Source organism: Streptomyces sp. GLSS-08 (genome assembly GCF_056387915.1).
Genome location: NZ_JBWJAQ010000020.1, coordinates 23461 through 42985, shown reverse-complemented (window position 1 = coordinate 42985; position 19525 = coordinate 23461). Strand labels below are relative to the sequence as shown.

15 protein-coding genes are annotated in these 19525 nt (G+C 71.6%); all 15 read right to left on the bottom strand.

Features of this window, described 5'->3' with window-relative positions; all coding sequences use genetic code 11:
* Positions 1-205: 205 nt before the first annotated feature.
* Positions 206-1543 carry an MraY family glycosyltransferase gene (locus AC0ZLC_RS28195; RefSeq protein ID WP_476754778.1) on the bottom strand — a complete coding sequence of 446 codons (1338 nt, stop codon included), beginning with the start codon at positions 1541-1543 and terminating at the stop codon, positions 206-208.
* Positions 1544-1672: 129 nt separating this feature from the next.
* Positions 1673-2911, bottom strand: a complete 1239-nt coding sequence (locus tag AC0ZLC_RS28190; protein ID WP_476754777.1) for a serine hydroxymethyltransferase — start codon at positions 2909-2911, stop codon at positions 1673-1675.
* A 97-nt stretch (positions 2912-3008) separates the two neighbouring features.
* Positions 3009-3656, bottom strand: a complete 648-nt coding sequence (locus AC0ZLC_RS28185) for an arsenate reductase/protein-tyrosine-phosphatase family protein (RefSeq protein ID WP_476754776.1) — start codon at positions 3654-3656, stop codon at positions 3009-3011.
* Between the two features lie 52 nt (positions 3657-3708).
* Entirely contained in the window at positions 3709-4356 is a 648-nt protein-coding gene (locus AC0ZLC_RS28180) for an L-threonylcarbamoyladenylate synthase (RefSeq protein WP_476754775.1), read from the bottom strand.
* 53 nt (positions 4357-4409) lie between these two features.
* Positions 4410-5249, bottom strand: a complete 840-nt coding sequence (prmC, locus tag AC0ZLC_RS28175; protein WP_476754774.1) for a peptide chain release factor N(5)-glutamine methyltransferase — start codon at positions 5247-5249, stop codon at positions 4410-4412.
* Positions 5250-5343: 94 nt separating this feature from the next.
* Positions 5344-6420, bottom strand: coding sequence for a peptide chain release factor 1 (gene prfA, locus AC0ZLC_RS28170; RefSeq protein WP_476754773.1), 1077 nt, complete (start codon positions 6418-6420; stop codon positions 5344-5346).
* Positions 6421-6558: 138 nt separating this feature from the next.
* On the bottom strand, positions 6559-6780 hold the full coding sequence (gene rpmE, locus AC0ZLC_RS28165) for a 50S ribosomal protein L31 (protein WP_010984345.1): 222 nt from the start codon (positions 6778-6780) through the stop codon (positions 6559-6561).
* A gap of 172 nt (positions 6781-6952) precedes the next feature.
* Positions 6953-8089, bottom strand: a complete 1137-nt coding sequence (locus AC0ZLC_RS28160) for an LCP family protein (RefSeq protein WP_476754772.1) — start codon at positions 8087-8089, stop codon at positions 6953-6955.
* A 206-nt stretch (positions 8090-8295) separates the two neighbouring features.
* Positions 8296-10107 carry a trypsin-like serine protease gene (locus AC0ZLC_RS28155; protein WP_476754771.1) on the bottom strand — a complete coding sequence of 604 codons (1812 nt, stop codon included), beginning with the start codon at positions 10105-10107 and terminating at the stop codon, positions 8296-8298.
* 173 nt (positions 10108-10280) lie between these two features.
* Positions 10281-12377: a transcription termination factor Rho gene (gene rho, locus AC0ZLC_RS28150; protein WP_476754770.1), complete on the bottom strand. Its 2097-nt coding sequence runs from the start codon at positions 12375-12377 to the stop codon at positions 10281-10283.
* A 392-nt stretch (positions 12378-12769) separates the two neighbouring features.
* Positions 12770-13699, bottom strand: coding sequence for a homoserine kinase (thrB, locus tag AC0ZLC_RS28145; RefSeq protein WP_358854056.1), 930 nt, complete (start codon positions 13697-13699; stop codon positions 12770-12772).
* Between the two features lie 702 nt (positions 13700-14401).
* A complete protein-coding gene (gene thrC / locus AC0ZLC_RS28140; protein WP_358854055.1) occupies positions 14402-15460 on the bottom strand; it encodes a threonine synthase in 1059 nt (352 codons plus the stop codon).
* A gap of 6 nt (positions 15461-15466) precedes the next feature.
* On the bottom strand, positions 15467-16765 hold the full coding sequence (locus AC0ZLC_RS28135; protein ID WP_476754833.1) for a homoserine dehydrogenase: 1299 nt from the start codon (positions 16763-16765) through the stop codon (positions 15467-15469).
* Positions 16766-16944: 179 nt separating this feature from the next.
* The gene (gene lysA, locus AC0ZLC_RS28130) at positions 16945-18336 is read right to left on the bottom strand and encodes a diaminopimelate decarboxylase (RefSeq protein ID WP_476754769.1); all 1392 of its coding nucleotides are present in this window, start codon (positions 18334-18336) and stop codon (positions 16945-16947) included.
* A 7-nt stretch (positions 18337-18343) separates the two neighbouring features.
* Entirely contained in the window at positions 18344-19447 is a 1104-nt protein-coding gene (nrtL, locus tag AC0ZLC_RS28125) for an ArgS-related anticodon-binding protein NrtL (RefSeq protein ID WP_476754768.1), read from the bottom strand.
* Between the last annotated feature and the right edge of the window lie 78 nt (positions 19448-19525).

The following is a 19525-nucleotide window of genomic DNA, read 5'->3' as shown; positions in this document are numbered from 1 at the left end:
CAAGAGACCGTCGCATCACGGCCCTTCGGCTCTATCCCGGGTTCTCGTGAACCGTATCACAAACTATTTGATGAGGTCTTTACCTGGTTGGTGTGCTCGCTGTCACACATGAGAGTTACTCCGCGCGTCTGTGCGGAATCAGGAGCAACTTGTCTGGTAATGGGCCGCTTTGCGAGCAGCGCTCTCGCGGGATTCCTACCTCGCGTCAGCGGGAGGACCCCGCCCCGCGGCGGTCCAGCCGGTGCTCCCGGACCCCAACTGCCGTGGCCCCGTTGACTCCTGAGACGCCTGTGACGACCGGGGTGCGGGGCTCCTCCTCACCCGGCGCGTACGCGGCGGACGGGTCTCCCTCGCCGTCCGGGACGGCGACGGCCCCCCGGCGGCGGTAGCGCGGCGGCACGAAGCGCTCCGCCCAGCGTGGGATGCGCGGAGTGAACCGCGGCAGCAGGAGCAGCACCAGCCCGACCGCGCTGAACAGCATGACACCGAGCACGATCCACATGGACGCCGAGTTGACGGAATAGGCGAGAGCGCCGAAGGCGATCACCGCCGACCAGAAGTACATGATCAGGACGGCCCGGCTGTGCGAGTGCCCGACCTCCAGCAGCCGGTGGTGCAGGTGCCCGCGGTCGGCGGCGAAGGGCGACTGACCGCGCCAGGTGCGCCGCACGATGGCGAGCACGAGGTCGGCGGCCGGTACCGCGATGATCGTCAGCGGCAGCAGCAGCGGGATGTACACGGGCACCGTCTGGTGGACGGTGTTGCGCTCCGACCCGGAGAAGAGGTTCATCGCGTCGGGGTCGATCTGCCCGGTGATGGAGATCGCTCCGGCGGCCAGCACCAGCCCGATGAGCATCGAGCCGGAGTCGCCCATGAAGATCCGCGCGGGATGCATGTTGTGCGGCAGGAAGCCGAGGCACATGCCCATCAGGATCGCCGCGAAGAGGGTCGCCGGGGCGGCGGCCTCGATGCCGTAGCTGTACCAGATGCGGTACGCGTACAGGAAGAACGCGGCGGAGGCGATGCACACCATGCCGGCGGCGAGACCGTCGAGGCCGTCCACGAAGTTGACCGCGTTGATGGTGATGACGACGAGCGCGACGGTCAGCAGGGTGCCCTGCCACTGGGTCAGCGCGACGAGGCCGACACCCGGGATGGGCAGCCACAGGATCGTCAGACCCTGCATGACCATGACGCCCGCGGCGATCATCTGGCCGCCCAGCTTGATCAGGGCGTCGATCTCGAACTTGTCGTCCAGGACACCGATCAGCCAGATCAGCGCCGCCCCGGACAGCAGCGCCCGCGGTTCGTTCGAGCTGGCGAAGACCCCGTTGAGGTTCTCCAGGTGGTCCGCGACCAGCAGACCCGCGCACAGTCCGAAGAACATCGCGATCCCGCCGAGCCGCGGAGTGGGTTCCCGGTGCACGTCGCGCGCCCGGATCTCCGGCATGGCTCCGGCCACGATCGCGAATTTCCGTACCGGCCCTGTCAGCAGATACGTCACCGCGGCCGTGATGCAGAGCGTCAGCAGGTATTCACGCACGGGCTTCCCCACAGGTCTCGCTGGCCATCACAGCCCCACACCCTAGCTTCGCGCGCATATGAGTGAGGACTTCCGGGTAGCGACGATGGTTGCACGAATGGCTGTGCACCCTGCGCCGCCCGCCCCTCCCTAGCCGGGACAGGGCGGAAATCTTCCGGTCAGCTCCCGCACTTCTTCACGTACGGCCCGGCTCGCGGTCTCGTCCCGCAGCACCCGCGCGAACAGTACGGCGATCCGCTCCATCTCCGCCTCGCCCATGCCCTGCGTGGTGGTCGCCGCCGTGCCGAACCGCAGTCCGCGCGCGTCCCCGTGCGGCAGCGCGCAGGTGTCGAGGACCATGCCCGCGGCGGCGAGGCGGCCCCGCGCGGTGCGTCCCTCGACGCCGAGCGGCGTCGGGTCCGCGACCACCAGATGCGTGTCGGTGCCCCCGGTCGTCACCGCGAGCCCCTGCGCCGCCAGCGCAGCGGCCAGCACGCGCGCGTTGGCGACCACCTGATGGGCGTACGCGCCGAAGGCCGGTGTCGCCGCCTCGCCGAACGCGACGGCCTTGGCGGCGATGGTGTGCATCTGCGCACCGCCCTGCGTGAACGGGAAGACCGCCCGGTCCACGCGCTCGGCCAGTTCGCTCCCGCACAGCAGCATCCCGCCGCGCGGACCGCGCAGCACCTTGTGGGTGGTGGCGCACACGACGTCGGCGTACGGCACCGGACTGGGCGCCGCCCGCCCGGCGACGAGACCCATGGGGTGCGCGGCGTCGGCGATCAGATACGCGCCCACCTCGTCGGCGATCTCCCGGAAGGCGGCGTAGTCGACATGCCGCGGATAGGAGATGGACCCGCACACGATCGCCTTCGGGCGGTGCGTACGGGCCAGGGCGCGCACCTGCTCGTAGTCGATGAGGCCGCTCTCCGCGTCCACGCCGTAGCCGACGAAGTCGAACCAGCGGCCGGAGAAGTTCGCGGGCGAGCCGTGGGTGAGGTGGCCGCCGAAGGGCAGGCCCATCGCCAGCACGGTGTCGCCGGGGCGCAGCAGCGCGGCGTACGCGGCGAGCACCGCGGAGGAACCGGAGTGGGACTGCACGTTGGCGTGCTCGGCGCCGAACAGGGCCTTGGCGCGTTCGACGGCGACGCGCTCGGCGACGTCGACGATCTCGCAGCCGCCGTGGTGCCGGGCGCCGGGGTAGCCCTCGGCGTACTTGTTGGCGAGCGGCGACCCGAGCGCCGCGAGCACGGCCGGGGAGGTGAAGTTCTCGGCGGCGATGAGCTGCAGGGTGGTCGACTGCCGGTCCAGCTCCCCGAGCAGGATGTCGGCGAGCTCCGGGTCCTGCCGGCGCAGGACGTCCGCTTCGAGCGTGGGTGTGACCGGCATGGTGGACTCCGGACCTCGGCGGGGCGTGGCTTGTGTCCAATGTAGAACCGGGACCGGTGGTACGCCCGGTGTCAGGTCCGCGCGGGCACGCCCGGTGTCAGGTCCGCGCGGGCACGCCCGTCAGCGCCGTGACGACCGGATCCAGCGCCTCGTTGATCTCGTCGCCGATCGAACGGAAGAACGGCAGGGGGGCGCCGTACGGGTCGTAGACCTCGTCCGCCTCCGCGGTCGGGGCGAGGAGCCATCCGCGCAGCGCCGCGGCGGCCCGCACGAGGGCGCGGGCGCGGGTGACCGCACCGTCGTCGAGGGGCGGCAGCGTCGCCGGGTCTATGGCGCGGACCAGCCGGGTGAACTCCTTGAGGGTGAAGGTGCGCAGGCCCGCCGAGTGGCCCATGGAGATGACCTGGGCGCGGTGGTCGCGGGTGGCCGTCAGCACCAGGTCCGCCCGGATGACGTGCTCGTCGAGGAGTTCCCGGCCGACGAAGCCGGAGGCGTCCGCGCCGAAGTCCGCGAGGACGGCCTCGGCGTTGGCCTCCATGGGCGCGCCCTCGTGGCCCCAGGTGCCCGCGCTCTCCACGATCAGGCCGCCCCACCGGGGGTCGCCGAGGCGGTCCGCGAGGGCATGGCGGGTCAGCCGCTCGGTGATCGGTGAGCGGCACACGTTGCCGGTGCTGACGTGGAGGATGCGGAAGGACCCCTGGGGGGACCCGTTGGCCCCCGTGATCCCCGTGCCTATGCCACGCATGGGGGTGCCCCCTGGTCGAGCGGAGTCGAGAGCTGGGGGGAGTCAGGGGCTGTCAATTCGCCACCTCGAGGTCGGGTACGACCTTGCGCAGCTCTCCGGCGGACAGTGCCCCCTCGCGCAGCAGCACGGGCACCTTGCCGGTCACGTCGACGATCGAGGAGGGGACGATGCCCGGGGTCGGGCCGCCGTCCAGGTAGACCGAGACGGAGTCGCCGAGCATCTGCTGCGCGGCGTCGCAGTCCTCGGGCGAGGGGTGGCCCGTGAGGTTCGCGGAGGAGACGGCCATCGGGCCGGCGTCGGTGAGCAGCTCGATGGCGACCGGGTGCAGCGGCATGCGCACGGCGACGGTGCCCCGGGTGTCCCCCAGGTCCCACTGGAGGGACGGCTGGTGCCGCGCGACGAGCGTGAGGGCGCCAGGCCAGAACGCGTCGACGAGCTCCCAGGCCATCTCGGAGAAGTCCGTGACGAGGCCGTGCAGCGTGTTCGGGGAGCCGATGAGGACGGGGGTGGGCATGTTGCGGCCCCGGCCCTTGGCCGCCAGGAGGTCGGCGACGGCCTCGGAGCTGAACGCGTCGGCACCGACGCCGTACACGGTGTCGGTCGGCAGCACCACGAGCTCGCCACGGCGGACTGCGGACGCGGCCTCGCGCAGCCCGGTCGCGCGGTCGGTCGCGTCGTTGGTGTCGTATCGCCGTGCCATTTAGCGGGCCTCCTCGTACACGTACTGCTGGCTTGGAGAGACGGTGGGCGCGGTCACGGCATCGCCCTGCGGGCAGTCGCGAACCGCGGCCGTTTGTTGAGGTCCGGGTGGTCGGCCGCGTCGGCCCAGCCCCGCTCCTCGGTGAAGATCCACGGCACCTGTCCGCCCTGGGTGTCGGCGTGCTCGACGACGACGACCCCGCCGGGCCGCAGCAGCCGGTGCGCGGTGCGTTCGATGCCGCGGATGAGGTCGAGTCCGTCCTCGCCGGAGAACAGGGCGAGTTCGGGATCGTGGTCGCGGGCCTCCGGAGCGACGTACTCCCATTCCGTGAGGGGGATGTACGGCGGGTTGGAGATGACCAGGTCGACCTGGCCGTCGAGGTCGGGGAAGGCCTCCAGGGCGTCTCCCTGGCGCAGGTCGACCCTGGACCCCTCGACGTTCTTGCGCGTCCACCTGAGGGCGTCCTCGGACAGCTCCACGGCGTGCACGCGCGAGCGCGGGACCTCCTGGGCGAGGGCGAGCGCGATGGCGCCGGAGCCGGTGCACAGGTCGACGATGAGCGGTTCCACCACGTCCATGGCGCGCACGGCGTCTATCGCCCAGCCGACGACCGACTCGGTCTCGGGCCGGGGCACGAAGACGCCGGGGCCGACCTGGAGCTCCAGGTAGCGGAAGTAGGCGTGGCCCGTGATGTGCTGGAGCGGCTCGCGCGCCTCGCGGCGCGCGATCATCTCCCAGTACCGGGCGTCGAAGTCGATGTCCTTGACGGAGTGCAGCTCGCCCCGCTTCACGCCGTGCACGAAGGCGGCGAGCTCCTCCGCGTCGTTGCGCGGCGAGGGCACGCCGGCGTCGGCCAGCCGCTGGGTGGCCTGGGCCACTTCAGCGAGCAGCACGCTGCGGGGGTTCGGGGGTCGCCCCCCAAAATGTTGCTGCACGCTGGTCCTCCGGGGCTGAGCTGTTGTCGTACGGTCTGGCTGGTACGTGTCCTTACGCGGCGGCGAGCTTGGCCGCCGAGTCCGCGTCGACGCACGCCTGGATCACGGCGTCGAGGTCACCGTCGAGCACCTGGTCCAAGTTGTACGCCTTGAAGCCGACGCGGTGGTCCGAGATGCGATTCTCCGGATAGTTGTACGTGCGGATCTTCTCGGAGCGGTCGACGGTGCGGACCTGGCTGCGGCGGGCGTCCGCGGCCTCCTTCTCCGCTTCCTCCTGGGCCGCCGCGAGGAGCCTGGAGCGCAGGATACGCATTGCCTGCTCCTTGTTCTGCAGCTGGCTCTTCTCGTTCTGGCAGGAGGCGACCACTCCGGTGGGAAGGTGCGTGATGCGTACCGCGGAGTCGGTGGTGTTGACGGACTGACCGCCGGGGCCGGAGGAGCGGTAGACGTCGATGCGCAGGTCGTTCGCGTGGATCTCGACGTCGACCTCCTCGGCCTCGGGCGTGACGAGCACGCCGGCGGCGGAGGTGTGGATGCGGCCCTGCGACTCGGTGGAGGGCACGCGCTGCACGCGGTGCACGCCGCCCTCGTACTTCATGCGGGCCCAGACGCCCTGGCCGGGCTCGGTCGCGCCGTTGCCGCCCTTGGTCTTCACGGCGACCTGGACGTCCTTGTAACCGCCGAGCTCGGACTCGGTGGCGTCGATGATCTCGGTCTTCCAGCCGACGCGCTCGGCGTAGCGCAGGTACATGCGCAGCAGGTCGCCGGCGAACAGGGCCGACTCGTCGCCGCCCGCGCCCGCCTTGATCTCGAGGATGACGTCCTTGTCGTCGCTGGGGTCGCGCGGGACCAGCAGCAGGCGGAGCTTCTCGGTGAGCTCCTCGCGCTGCTTCTCCAGCTCCTTGACCTCGGCGGCGAAGTCGGGGTCGTCGAGGGCGAACTCCTTCGCCGTCCCGACGTCGTCCCCGGTCTGCTTCCAGGAGCGGTAGGTCGCGACGATCGGGGTCAGCTCGGCGTAGCGCTTGTTGAGCTTGCGCGCGTTGGCCTGGTCGGCGTGGACCGACGGGTCAGCGAGCTTCTTCTCCAGATCGGCGTGCTCGCCGATGAGTTCCTCGACCGCCTCGAACATCTCCGGCTCCAATGGACTGTCCCCGGCTCCGGTACGAGCGTGAGGACGTTGGTACTACGACGAATGGGGGCTGCACCGCAAAGCGCCGGTCCCGGCGTCCCCTGCTCGGGGACACCGGAGACCGGCGCTGTGGGCTCGCTACTTCTTGGCAGCGGCAGCCTTGCCGAAGCGGGCCTCGAAGCGGGCCACACGGCCACCGGTGTCGAGGATCTTCTGCTTGCCCGTGTAGAACGGGTGGCACTCGGAGCAGACCTCGGCGCGGACGGTGCCGCTGGAGATCGTGCTGCGGGTGGTGAACGACGCGCCACAGGTGCAGCTGACCTGCGTCTCGACGTACTCGGGGTGGATGTCGCGCTTCAAGGGTGTCTCCTAGTTTCGGGAGGGCGCCGGGTCGCCGCCGCGGGATGCGGGTGCGTGAACCGGGACCGACGTACCAGTCTGCCAGGACTGGGCGCATCCCCCAAAACCGGGGTGGGGGACGATCTATTCCCCGGGGCTTCCCGGGGAGGCCCCGGGGACCGCCCCCGGCCGGTCAGCCGGAGCTGACGACGCCCTTGGCGTCACCGGTCGCCGTGCCCTCGGTGGCCGACTCCGGGATCGCGCGGTCGCCCTTCAGCGCCGTCCAGACCTGCTCGGCCTTGGTCTTCTCGACCAGGACGCGGTTGGCGTTCGCGCTGTCGTACCGGACCGGCATCGTCACCATGGTCATCTTCGAGGCGCTGATGCCCTTGAGGCCGCCGGCGAAGGAGGCGAGGGCCTTGACGGAGGCCAGCTCCGAGTCGGTGGTGACGGTCTTCGTGGCGGTGTCGGCGACGTCGTACAGCTTCTTCGGGCTGGTCAGCACGCCGAGGTCCCTGACCTGGCCGACCAGGGCCCTGATGAACGCCTGCTGGAGCTGGATGCGGCCGAGGTCGGAGCCGTCGCCGACGCCGTGCCGGGTGCGGACCAGGCCGAGCGCCTGCTCCCCGTCGAGGGTGTGGCTGCCGGCCTTCAGCTCCAGGTGGCTGTCCGGGTCGGAGATGTCCTTGGTGGTGGTGATGTCCACCCCGCCCAGGTCGTCGACGAGCTTCTGGAAGCCGCTGAAGTCGACCTCGACGTAGTGGTCCATGCGGATGCCGCTCAGCGACTCGACGGTCTTGACCGCGCAGGCGGCGCCGCCGGTGGAGTACGCGGAGTTGAACATGACGTCCCGCGCGGCGTCGTGGCCGACGCCCTCGGCGTCGGTGCAGGACGGCCGGTCGATGAGGGTGTCCCGCGGTATCGACACGACACTGGCTCTCTTGTGGCCCTTGTAGACGTGCACGACCATCGCCGTGTCCGAGCGGGCCGTGCCGTCGTCGGTGCCGCCGCCGAGCTTCTTGTTGGTGCCCGAGCGGGTGTCGGAGCCGAGGACGAGGATGTCCTGCGAGCCGTTGTCGACGTCCAGGGGGCGGTCGCCGCCGAGGGCCTGGTTGATGTCGACGCTCTTGATGTTGCCGTTGAGCTTGACGTACAGGTACCCGACGCCGGTGCCGCCCAGGACGAGGACGCCCGCCGCGGTCCAGGCCGCGACGAGCACGCCCCTGCGCCGCTTGCCGCCGGTGTCGCGGCGGCCCGGGGCACGGTGACGCGGGCCGCTCGGCTCGCGCTCCGGAGGTGTACCGGGTACCGGCGTGCTCTCGGCAGACATGTGCTCCTCAGTCCTCGTGCGCTCGGTCACCCCCTGCTTTCAGGGCTGGGCCCGGTCTGTCGTGACTCGTACCGGTCCATGGTCACTCCGTACGGTCAGACGGGGAAACCCGGGAAAGGGTTGCACAACGCACTGTGCCCACCGCGTGGAGCGGTGGGCACGGTGCGTGACCGGTGAGCCGCGGCAAATCCGCGCTCACCTGGGCTTCAGGCGAAGATGTCGTACTTCTCGTAACCGGTGCCGACCGTGATCCTTGTGGCGAAGATCTCCGACGTGGCCTTGCCGGTGCCCTTGTACAGGTAGAGCGTGCCGCCGGGGGTGCGGGCCAGGAAGTCGGCCTTGCCGTCGCCGGTCACGTCCCCCGGGGCGTCGAAGGCGTTGTAGCCGCTCCAGGTGCGCACCTTGACGCGGGCGGAGAACGCTCCGGAGCCCGCCTTGCCGGTGCCCTTGTAGAGGTAGACGTACGAGCCGCTCTTGCTGCGGGTGATCAGGTCGGCCTTGCCGTCGCCGGTGAAGTCGCCGTGTCCGCGGACCGAGTTGTACTGGTTCCAGCCCGAGCTCACCTGGACGCGGGCCGAGAAGGAGCCGTTGCCCTTGCCCGGGTAGATCCACAGGTAGCCGGCGGAGTCGACGGAGAGCAGGTCGGGCAGGGCGTCCCCGGTGACGTCGCCGGGGGCCAGGGTGCGGGTGCGGGTCTTCCAGTTGTCGAAGATCTGCTGGGTCGCCCAGGTGCCGCTGGCGGGCACGTAGTGCTGCCAGAACACGTCGCCGTCCGCGCTGCGCCGGATCACCATGTCCTGGTAGCCGTCACGGTCGAGGTCGGTCTGCAGGATGACGTTGACGCCGCTCCAGCTCCCCCAGGACTCGCGCGCGGCGAACGTGGTGCCCTTGGAGTCCTTCTCGAACCCCTCGCCGTCGGAGGCCTGGCGCAGGAACAGGTCGGCCTTGTGGTCGCCGCTGAGGTTGCTGTCCTCGACGCGCGGGTACGCGGCCCCGGCGTACGTGCTGACCTTCGAGAAGACGCTGTACGCCCCCTCCCGCACGCAGTCCTTCACGCCCCAGGAGACGACACCGACGATGCGGCCCCCGACGATGAGCGGGCCGCCGGAGTCGCCGTTGCACGCGGAGGTGGTGCCGGCGTCGCTGCCGGTCGCCTGCTCACCCGCACAGACCATGTGGCCCTTGACGAAGTCGCTGCCGTAGTAGCCGGCGCAGGTGCTGTCCGACTGGATCGGCAGCGTCGCGGTCTTCAGCGTCTCGGAGATGTCCTCGGTGGTGGAGGTGGTGCGCCCCCAGCCGAAGAGGGTGGCCTTGGTGCCGGCCGTGTACGACGCGGTGTCGTCCGACGTCGTCATGCGGATCGGCTTGGCGCTGACGGGGTGCGGCAGCGTCAGGACCGCGATGTCGTTGTCGATCGTCGACTCGCTGTACGACGGGTGGTCCCACTGGCGCCAGACGTCGGAGACGGTGCCGCCGTGCAGGTCGGTGACGTTCGACTCGCCGGTGGTCGGCAGCTGCGACGTGCCGGTGATGACGGCGCCGTTGGCGTGCCAGTCGTAGCCGTCGACGCAGTGCGCGGCGGTGAGGACCTTCGTCGGCGAGATGACGGCACCGCCGCAGAAGAAGCCGAGGTCGTCGCTCTCGTCGGAGGTGCCCTGGTCGTCGCGGTACCAGAGCTGCGCCATCCACGGAGCGGAGGTGATGGTGGTCTCTTTGCCGCCGATGATCTTCGGGTCGATCCGCGCGGCGCTCGTCCCGGCGCTGAGCGACGACTTCTTCGGCGTCTCACCCGCCGTGTCGTCAGCGGCGACGGCGCCCGCCACCCGCTCCGTCAGCTCGGCGAGCGTCGCCGAACTGGTGGCGGGCTTGACGGTCGGCTTCGGCAGCCCGGTGGCGGCGTCCGCGGACGAGATCAGGAGCGCACCGGCGACGGCGGCCGCGAGAGAGGCCGCCGCGAGCGGGACGGCTATGCGGATCCGGCGTCTGTGCCGTCCGGCTCCGGACGTGGTTGTGCCCACTCAAGTCCCCCCACAGAGTCAAGAGTTGAGAGCGAAGCGCCGTCGAACAACAATCGAAGACTTCTTCGACTCAAGATGAAGTCGCGATCGTACACCGGCCCCGAGCAGCACAAAGGGCCGCCCCCGTCACCTGCGTGACGGGGGCGGCCCTCGGCGGTTCGTGCGGTCCGACGTCAGTCGTTGCCGTTGCCGGGCGACGGCGTCGTCTTCTGGATCTGCAGCAGGAACTCGCCGTTCGACTTCGTCTGCTTCATCTTGTCGAGAAGCAGCTCGATCGCCTGCTGCTGGTCGAGTGCGTGCAGCACCCGGCGCAGCTTCCAGGTGACGGCGAGCTCGTCGCTGCCGAGCAGGATCTCTTCCTTACGGGTGCCGGACGCGTCGACGTCCACCGCCGGGAAGATGCGCTTGTCGGCGAGCTTGCGGTCGAGCTTGAGCTCGGCGTTGCCGGTGCCCTTGAACTCCTCGAAGATGACCTCGTCCATGCGGGACCCGGTGTCCACCAGCGCGGTGGCGAGGATGGTCAGCGAGCCGCCGTCCTCGATGTTGCGGGCCGCACCGAAGAAGCGCTTCGGCGGGTACAGCGCGGTCGAGTCGACACCACCGGACAGGATGCGGCCGGAGGCGGGCGCGGCGAGGTTGTACGCACGGCCCAGACGCGTGATCGAGTCGAGCAGCACGACGACGTCGTGGCCCAGCTCCACCAGGCGCTTGGCGCGCTCGATCGCCAGCTCGGCGACCGTGGTGTGGTCCTCGGCCGGACGGTCGAAGGTCGAGGAGATGACCTCGCCCTTGACCGACCGCTGCATGTCGGTGACCTCTTCCGGACGCTCGTCGACCAGGACGACCATCAGGTGGCACTCGGGGTTGTTGTGCGTGATCGCGTTGGCGATCGCCTGCATGATCATGGTCTTGCCGGTCTTCGGCGGGGCCACGATCAGACCGCGCTGGCCCTTGCCGATCGGCGCGACGAGGTCGATGATGCGGGTCGTCAGCACCCCCGGGTCCGTCTCAAGGCGGAGGCGGTCCTGCGGGTACAGCGGCGTCAGCTTGTTGAACTCCGGCCGCCCGCGGCCGTGTTCGGGCGCCATGCCGTTGACGGAGTCGAGGCGGACGAGCGCGTTGAACTTCTCGCGGCGCTCCCCCTCCTTGGGCTGGCGGACCGCACCGGTGACGTGGTCGCCCTTGCGCAGGCCGTTCTTGCGGACCTGGGCGAGGGAGACGTACACGTCGTTCGGACCGGGCAGGTAGCCGGACGTGCGGATGAACGCGTAGTTGTCGAGGATGTCGAGGATGCCCGCGACGGGGATCAGCACGTCGTCGTCGGCGACCTGCGGCTCGTTGGCGCCGAACTCCTCGCGGCCACGACGGCCACGGCGGTCGCGGTAACGCCCGCGGCGGCCGCGGCGGCCACCCTCGAAGTCGTCGTCGTCCTGGGGGCCGTTGTCGCGCTGCTGCCGGTCCTGGCGGTCCTGGCGGCCGCCGCCCTGCTGCTGGCGGTCCTGCCGGTCCTGCCGGTCCTGTCGGTCCTGGCGCTGCTGACCGCCGCCACCCTGGCCGGCCTGGCCGCCCTGCTGCTGGTCGTCGCCCTTGCCCCGGCGGTCACGGTCACGCTCACGGCCACCGCGCTCGGCACGGTCACCGCGCTCGCCACGGTCCCGGTCGCGGCGGCCCTGGCGGCCCTGTCGGCCCTCGGCGGCGCCGTCACCGGCGTCGACGGAGGCCTCGGCCTTGGGCTCGCTCTTCGCCTCGGCGACGACCGTCTCGGGGCTGCCCGCCTCGGCGGTGGCCCGGCGCCGGCGGCGCTCGCCCGCGGGGGCGTCGTCTCCCCCGTCGCGGGAGGGGCCGCCGGCCGGCTGGCCGGGGATCTCGATCTGCTGCTGGGCCACGGCCGGCTCGGCGGCCCTGCCGGCCTTCTCCGCCGGCTTGTCGGCGGACTTCGCGGCGGGCGCGGCCTCGTCACCCGTACGGGCCTTGGAGGTGGCGCGGCGCTTCGGCTTGGTCTCGGCGGCGTCGGCGGTCTTCGCCGGCGCGCCTCCCCCGGCCTGCGCCTCCTTGATGACCTCGATCAGCTGGCTCTTGCGCATGCGCGCGGTGCCCCTGATGCCGAGGCCGGATGCGACCTGCTGCAGCTCGGCCAGCACCATGCCGTCGAGGCCGGTGCCGCGGCGCCGCCGGGAGCCGGCACCGGCGGCAGGCGCGGAGGCGTCCGTGGCGGGCGCGGCAGCGGTCTCCTCGACACGCGCGCCCATCAGATCGGTGGTGTCGCTCACGAAGGGTCCTTCCCTGGAGCGGACGTCGGCCTGTCTGGCTCGGCGACCGGTTGTGCTGTCCGGATTTGGTCCTGTGTCTGTGGACCGTGCCGGGGCGGTGGTCCGCCTAAGCGGCGGAAGAGATATCTGGTGATGGCGATTCCCGGAGCCGTGGCACTCGGTGCCTGTGTCACGCGGCTCGGTCACGCCGGTTCCGGAGCGTGCTCGGCAAACCGCTCAGCATTGTCGTACGAGGTACGAAACACCGTGCGGCTTGGGAGGCTCCCGGAAGAATGGTTGTCCCGGACGGGGACACGAAGCACCTCGCCGTGGCGGGGTCGGGTGCAGACTTGAGGTTAACACTACCGGATCCAACAAACATTCCCCCTCTCGAAATCCGGCAACCGTGGCTCCTAGTGGGTGCCGGTGGGCGCCAGCGGCAGCACGCTCGCCCCCTGTGCGTCGAGGTCCAGCCGGTTGGCGGCCCAGCCCTCGCCCGCCAAGTGGGCGACCTTGTCCGCGGTCGCGTCGTCGGCCAGCGCCAGGACCGTGGGCCCCGCGCCGGAGATCACCGCGGGCACGCCGTCGGCCCGCAGCCGCTCCACCAGAGCGGCGCTCTCCGGCATGGCCGGGGCGCGGTACTCCTGGTGCAGCCGGTCCTCGGTGGCGGGCAGCAGCAGCTCGGGGCGCCTGGTCAGGGCCTCGACGAGCAGCGCGGCGCGGCCCGCGTTGGTGGCGGCGTCGACGTGCGGGACGGTGCGCGGCAGCAGTCCCCGCGCGGTCTCGGTGAGCACGGCCCTGCCGGGCACGAAGACCACCGGAACGACGGACCGGGCGGGGTCCATCCGGATCGCCCGCGCGGCGCCGCTCTCCATCCAGGAGAGCGTGAACCCGCCGAGGAGACACGCCGCGACGTTGTCGGGGTGGCCCTCGATCTCGGTGGCGAGCTCCAGCAGGGCCGTGTCGTCGAGCCGGGCGTCTCCTCCTATGGTCACGGCACGCGCGGCGACGATGCCCGCGCAGATGGCGGCCGACGAGGAGCCGAGGCCGCGGCCGTGCGGAATGCGGTTGGCGCAGACGATCTCGAGGCCGCGGGGCTGTCCGCCCAGCAGGTCGAAGGCGGTGCGCAGGGAGCGTACGAGCAGGTGGCTCTCGTCGCGCGGGAGCGTCTCGCTGCCCTCGCCGGCGATGTCGACGTGCAGCCCGGAGTCGGCCACCCGGACGACCACGTCGTCGTAGAGCCCCAGTGACAGGCCGAGGGCGTCGAAGCCGGGGCCGAGGTTGGCACTGGTGGCGGGGACGCGCACCCGGACGGCGGCGGCGCGGAAGGCTGGACCGGCCATCGCTCGATGACTCTCCTTGAGCTGCGTGATGTACGAGATGTCGATGAACTGCGATACGTGCGAAGGACCCGTGGGCCGCTGACGCGGCGCGGCTCCGCGGCATATGCGGCGGGCGGGTTCGGTACAGCCTATCGAAGGAAGGTTCTGTGGCGACATAGGGCGCACGGGAGGCGCACGATGCGTGTCGTGAGCCCCTCGTGCATCCGCCGCCGGGTACGCCCGAACCGGGGCCGCGGGCGGCCGTGTCCGTTGCCTTCGGGCGCCGTTGGCGGTGCTTGCGGGCGCGCGGGGGCAGGCGGCTCGGGCGTCCGGGGCGCAGGCGCCGCGGGTGCCCGCCGTCCGGCCCTGCGGGGAGGCGTCGGCGGTGCTCGCGGGTGTCCCGGGCGGTGCAGGCGCCGCCGGGTGTGCGCGCTGGATGCCCCCAGGTACAGCCGTCGACGGAGCCCGCCGCGTGCCGCCTGAAGCAGCCACGGTCAGCTGACCGGTCCTCCGGGAAGCCGTCGGCGGTGCCGCCCCGGAGCCCGCAGGGTTACGGGGAACCCGTCGGCGGTGCCGCCCCGAACCCGCAGGGTCGCCCTGCGTGCACCGTCGCCGAGTGTTCGCCAGGAGCCCCGCGAGGAGAGCGGCGGCCTGCGTCGGTCTCCCCGAGGGCCCGGGGCCGTGCCCCGGACCCGAGGGTCCGGGGCACGGCTCCGTCGCGCTCTACGCGAGGCCGAGCCGCTCGGCCGCGGTCACCGCGTCCACCGGGACAGTCACCGGCTGCGGCGCGCCCGCGACGGCCCAGTCCGGGTCCTTGAGCCCGTTCCCGGTCACCGTGCAGACGATCCGCTGCCCGGGGTCGACCAGGCCCTGCTCGGCGGCCTTCAGCAGACCGGCGACGGACGCGGCGGAGGCGGGCTCGACGAACACGCCCTCCTGCGCGGCCAACAGCCGGTAGGCGCGCAGGATCTCACGGTCCGTCACCTCGTCGATGAGCCCGCCCGACTCGTCCCGCGCGGCGAGCGCGAACTGCCACGAGGCCGGGTTGCCGATACGGATCGCGGTGGCGATGGTCGACGGGTCCTTGACGACCTCGCCGCGCACGATGGGCGCGGAGCCGGAGGCCTGGAAGCCCCACATACGGGGAGTCCGCGAGGCGATCGAGTCCGCGGCGTACTCGCGATAACCCTTCCAGTACGCCGTGATGTTGCCCGCGTTGCCGACCGGCAGGACGTGGATGTCGGGCGCGTCGCCGAGCATGTCGACGATCTCGAACGCCGCGGTCTTCTGGCCCTCGATCCGCACCGGGTTGACCGAATTGACCAGCGCCACCGGGTAGTTGTCGGACAGCGCGCGGGCCAGCGTCAGGCAGTCGTCGAAGTTCCCGTCGACCTGGAGGATCTTCGCCCCGTGCACGAGGGCCTGGCCCATCTTGCCGAGCGCGATCTTGCCCTGCGGCACCAGGACGGCGGAGACCATCCCGGCCCGTACGGCGTAGGCGGCCGCGGACGCCGACGTGTTGCCGGTGGAGGCGCAGATGACGGCCTTCGCGCCCTCCTCCTTGGCCCGCGTGATGGCCATGGTCATACCGCGGTCCTTGAAGGACCCGGTCGGGTTCGCGCCCTCCACCTTGAGGTGGACCTCGCAGCCCGTGCGCTCGGAGAGCACCTGCGCCGGCACGAGCGGCGTACCGCCCTCCCGGAGCGTCACGACCTCAGTGCTGTCGGAAACCGGCAGCCGGTCCCGGTACTCCTCGATGATTCCGCGCCACTGGTGGGTCATTGCTGGTTACTCTCCTTCAACCCGCATGATGCTGGCGACACCCCGCACGGTGTCGAGGCTGCGCAGCGCCTCGACGGTCCCGTTCAGGGACGCGTCGGACGCTCGGTGGGTGACCACGACGAGGGAGGCGTCGCCGCCTCCGTCCTGTCGGCCTTGCTGGCGCACGGTGTCGATGGAGACCCCGTGCTCGGCGAAGACGGTCGCGACCTGGGCGAGTACGCCCGGTTTGTCCGCCACGTCGAGACTGATGTGGTAGCGCGTGACGACCTCGCCCATCGGCGAGACCGGCAGCTGGGTGTACGCGGAGTCGCCGGGCCCGGTCGCACCGTTCAGCCGGTTGCGGCACACGGCCACCAGGTCACCGAGCACGGCGGACGCGGTCGGCGCGCCGCCGGCACCCGGCCCGTAGAACATGAGCTGGCCCGCGGCGTCCGACTCCACGAACACGGCGTTGTACGCGCCGCGCACCGAGGCCAGCGGATGGCTGAGGGGAATCATCGCGGGATGCACGCGCGCGGTGACCGACCCGCCGTCGGCAGCCCGCTCGCAGATGGCGAGCAGTTTGATGGTGCAGCCCATCCGCCGCGCCGAGGCGAAGTCGGCGGAGGTGACCTCGGTCATGCCCTCGCGGTAGACGTCGTCGAGACGCACACGCGTGTGGAAGGCGATCCCGGCGAGGATCGCGGCCTTCGCGGCGGCGTCGAAGCCCTCGACGTCGGCGGTCGGGTCGGCCTCGGCGTACCCGAGGGCGGTGGCCTCGTCGAGGGCCTCCTGGTAGCCGGCGCCCGTCGAGTCCATCTTGTCGAGGATGAAGTTGGTCGTCCCGTTGACGATGCCGAGCACGCGGTTGACCTTGTCACCGGCGAGCGACTCGCGCAGCGGCCGGATGAGCGGGATGGCACCCGCGACGGCGGCCTCGTAGTAGAGGTCCCGCCCCTGCTGCTCGGCCGCGGCGTGCAGGGCGGCGCCGTCCTGGGCGAGCAGGGCCTTGTTGGCCGAGACGACCGACGCGCCGTGCTCGAAGGCGGTGGTGATGAGCGTACGGGCCGGCTCGATACCGCCGATGACCTCGACGACGACGTCGATGTCCCCGCGTTTGACCAGCGCGGTGGCGTCCGTGGTGACCAGCGCCGGGTCGATGCCCTCGCGCACCTTGGAGGGCCGGCGCACGGCGACGCCGGCCAGTTCCACCGGGGCGCCGATCCGCGCCGCGAGGTCGTCGGCGTGCGTCGTCATGATGCGCGCCACCTCTGAGCCGACAACCCCACAGCCCAGCAGCGCCACCTTCAGCGGACGCGTACGCATCATCCGACCTCGTTTCCTCATACCGTCACGGTGGGACCAGTCTCACTCACCGGACGGGAGTTTCTATCCTTCGTCCGGATCGTGAGATGTCTATTTCATTTTCCTGAGCGGCGGACACCGGAGATCTTGCGCCCGCCCGCAGGTGTCCCCGGAGGCGCTCGCGGGCCTCCGGGCAGATGTCATCCGACGTCGAGCCGCAGGAGGTCCTCCTCGGTCTCCCGGCGGACGATCACCCGCGCCTCGCCGTCCTGGACCGCGACGACCGGCGGCCGCAGCGCGTGGTTGTAGTTGCTGGCCATCGAGCGGCAGTACGCGCCGGTGGCCGGCACGGCGATGAGGTCCCCCGGCGCGAGATCGGCGGGCAGGAACGCGTCACGGACGACGATGTCACCGCTCTCGCAGTGCTTGCCCACGACCCGGACGAGCATCGGCTCGGCGTCACTCGCGCGCGACACGAGGGAGACGCTGTACTCGGCGTCGTACAGCGCGGTCCGGATGTTGTCGGACATGCCCCCGTCGACGGAGACGTATGTGCGCAGGCCGTCCAGCTCCTTGATGGTGCCGACCTCGTACAGCGTGAAAGCGGTCGGCCCGGCGATGGCGCGCCCCGGCTCGACCGAGATGCGCGGCGTCCGCAGCCCCGCCGCGTCGCACTCGCGCGTGACGATCTCGCCCAGCGCCTTGGCGATCTCGTGCGGTTCGCGAGGGTCGTCGTCGCTGGTGTACGCGATGCCGAGACCGCCGCCGAGGTCGATCTCGGGCAGCTCGATCCCGTGCTCGTCGCGCACGGCGGCCAGCAGCGCGACCACCCGTCGGGCGGCGACCTCGAACCCGGCCATGTCGAAGATCTGCGACCCGATGTGCGAGTGGATCCCGATCAGTTCGAGCCCGTCGAGGGCCAGCGCGCGCCGTACGGCCTCGGCGGCCTGCCCGTCGGCGAGCGCGATGCCGAACTTCTGGTCCTCGTGCGCGGTGGCGATGAACTCGTGCGTGTGGGCCTCGACGCCGACCGTGACCCGGATCTGCACCCGCTGCCGCCTGCCGAGGCTGTCGGCGATGTGCGCGACCCGGACGATCTCCTGGAAGGAGTCGAGCACGATGCGCCCGACCCCGCTCTCGATGGCCTCGGTGATCTCGCGGGTCGACTTGTTGTTGCCGTGGAAGGCGATCCGGTCGGCGGGCATCCCGGCGGACAGCGCGGTGGCGAGCTCTCCACCGGAGCAGACGTCGAGGTTCAGCCCCTCCTCGTGCAGCCAGCGGACCACGGCGCGCGACAGGAAGGCCTTGCCGGCGTAGAAGACGTCGGCGTCGTGCCCGAAGGCGGAGCGCCATGCTCGCGCCCGCGACCGGAAGTCGGCCTCGTCGAGGACGTAGGCGGGGGTGCCGAACTCCTCGGCCAGCCGCTTCACGTCGATACCGCCGACGCTGACGACACCGTCCTCGGTACGCGTGACGGTCTGGGCCCACACCTTGGGGTCGAGGGCGTTCAGGTCCGTGGGAGGTGCGCTGTAGTGCCCCTCGGGCAGCACATCGGCGTGACGGGGCCCGGCGGGGTGTGCGGAACGGCTCATTCTTCTCTCACAGGTAGTCAGGGGCACTGATGCCGAGCAGGGACAGGCCGCCGGCCAGCACCGCCCCGGCGGCTTCGGCGAGCGCGAGCCGGGCACGGTGGGCGGCCGAGGGTTTCTCGTCCCCGAGCGGCAGCACGGTGTGCTGGAAGCCGAGGACCCCGTCGGCGACAACGACGAGGTGCCGGGCGAGCCGGTCGGGCGCGTACTGGGTGGCGGCGGCACGCAGGGCCGGGGGGTGGTCGGCGAGGGCGCGCAGGAGAGCGGCGGCGGCGTCCGGCGCCTGCGGATCACCCGGGACGCCGGTGAAGCCCAGGTGGGCGGCGTTACGGGTGAGCGCCCGGGTGCGGGCGTGGGCGTAGCGCACGCGGAACAGCGGATTGGCCGCGCGCTGCACGAGGTGGTCGGCGGTGACGCGGGGCCGGTCATGGGCGGCGGGGTGGAGCAGGGCCCACCGGGCGGCGTCGGGTCCGAGGGGGGTGGGGTCCTCGGGGGCGGGGACGGGCCGGAGGTCGACGGGGCGGGGACCCACGTGGTTGTCGGGGGCGGGGGCGGCCGTGCGGTGCTCGACCTCGGCACGGCTGCCCCGGGGGGCGACGGGCCCCACCGGGGCGGGGCCGCGGGCGGAGGCGAGGGCGGCTCCGGCGGTGCGGTGCTCGACCTCGGCACGACCGCCCTGGGTGGCGACGATCCGTACGAGGGTGTCGGCGACGACTTCGGCCCGGATGTCGTACGGAATACGGAACCGCAGGACCTGCCCGGCGAGGGCGTCGCTGTGACCGTACACACCGGCCTGGATCTCCCGTACGAGGGAGGCGACGGGGCCGGCGGCCGGGTCGAGGCGGATGTTCAGGAAGCCGGGCCCGGTGATCTCGACGCCGGCGACACCGTCGGCACGGGTGAGGTGGGGCCGCAGGATCTGCGCCACACGCAGGGGCGGCTGTCCGGCGGGACGCGCCAGCTGCAACGCGATGGTGGTGGCGTAATCCCCGCAGCCTCCGGCCCCGGGCACGGTCACCACGGCCCGTGCGGGCACGGCCACGGTCAGCTCCCCCTCGTCCACAGCACGACGCACCGCGCGCAGCACGGTACGGGAGAGCTCGACGGGGGTCACGGGACAAGCGTAGGGGAGGAGGGGGGTGGGGAGGCGAGTCGGTTTCCCGGGGGTCCGGGATGTGGACGGGGGTGGGGG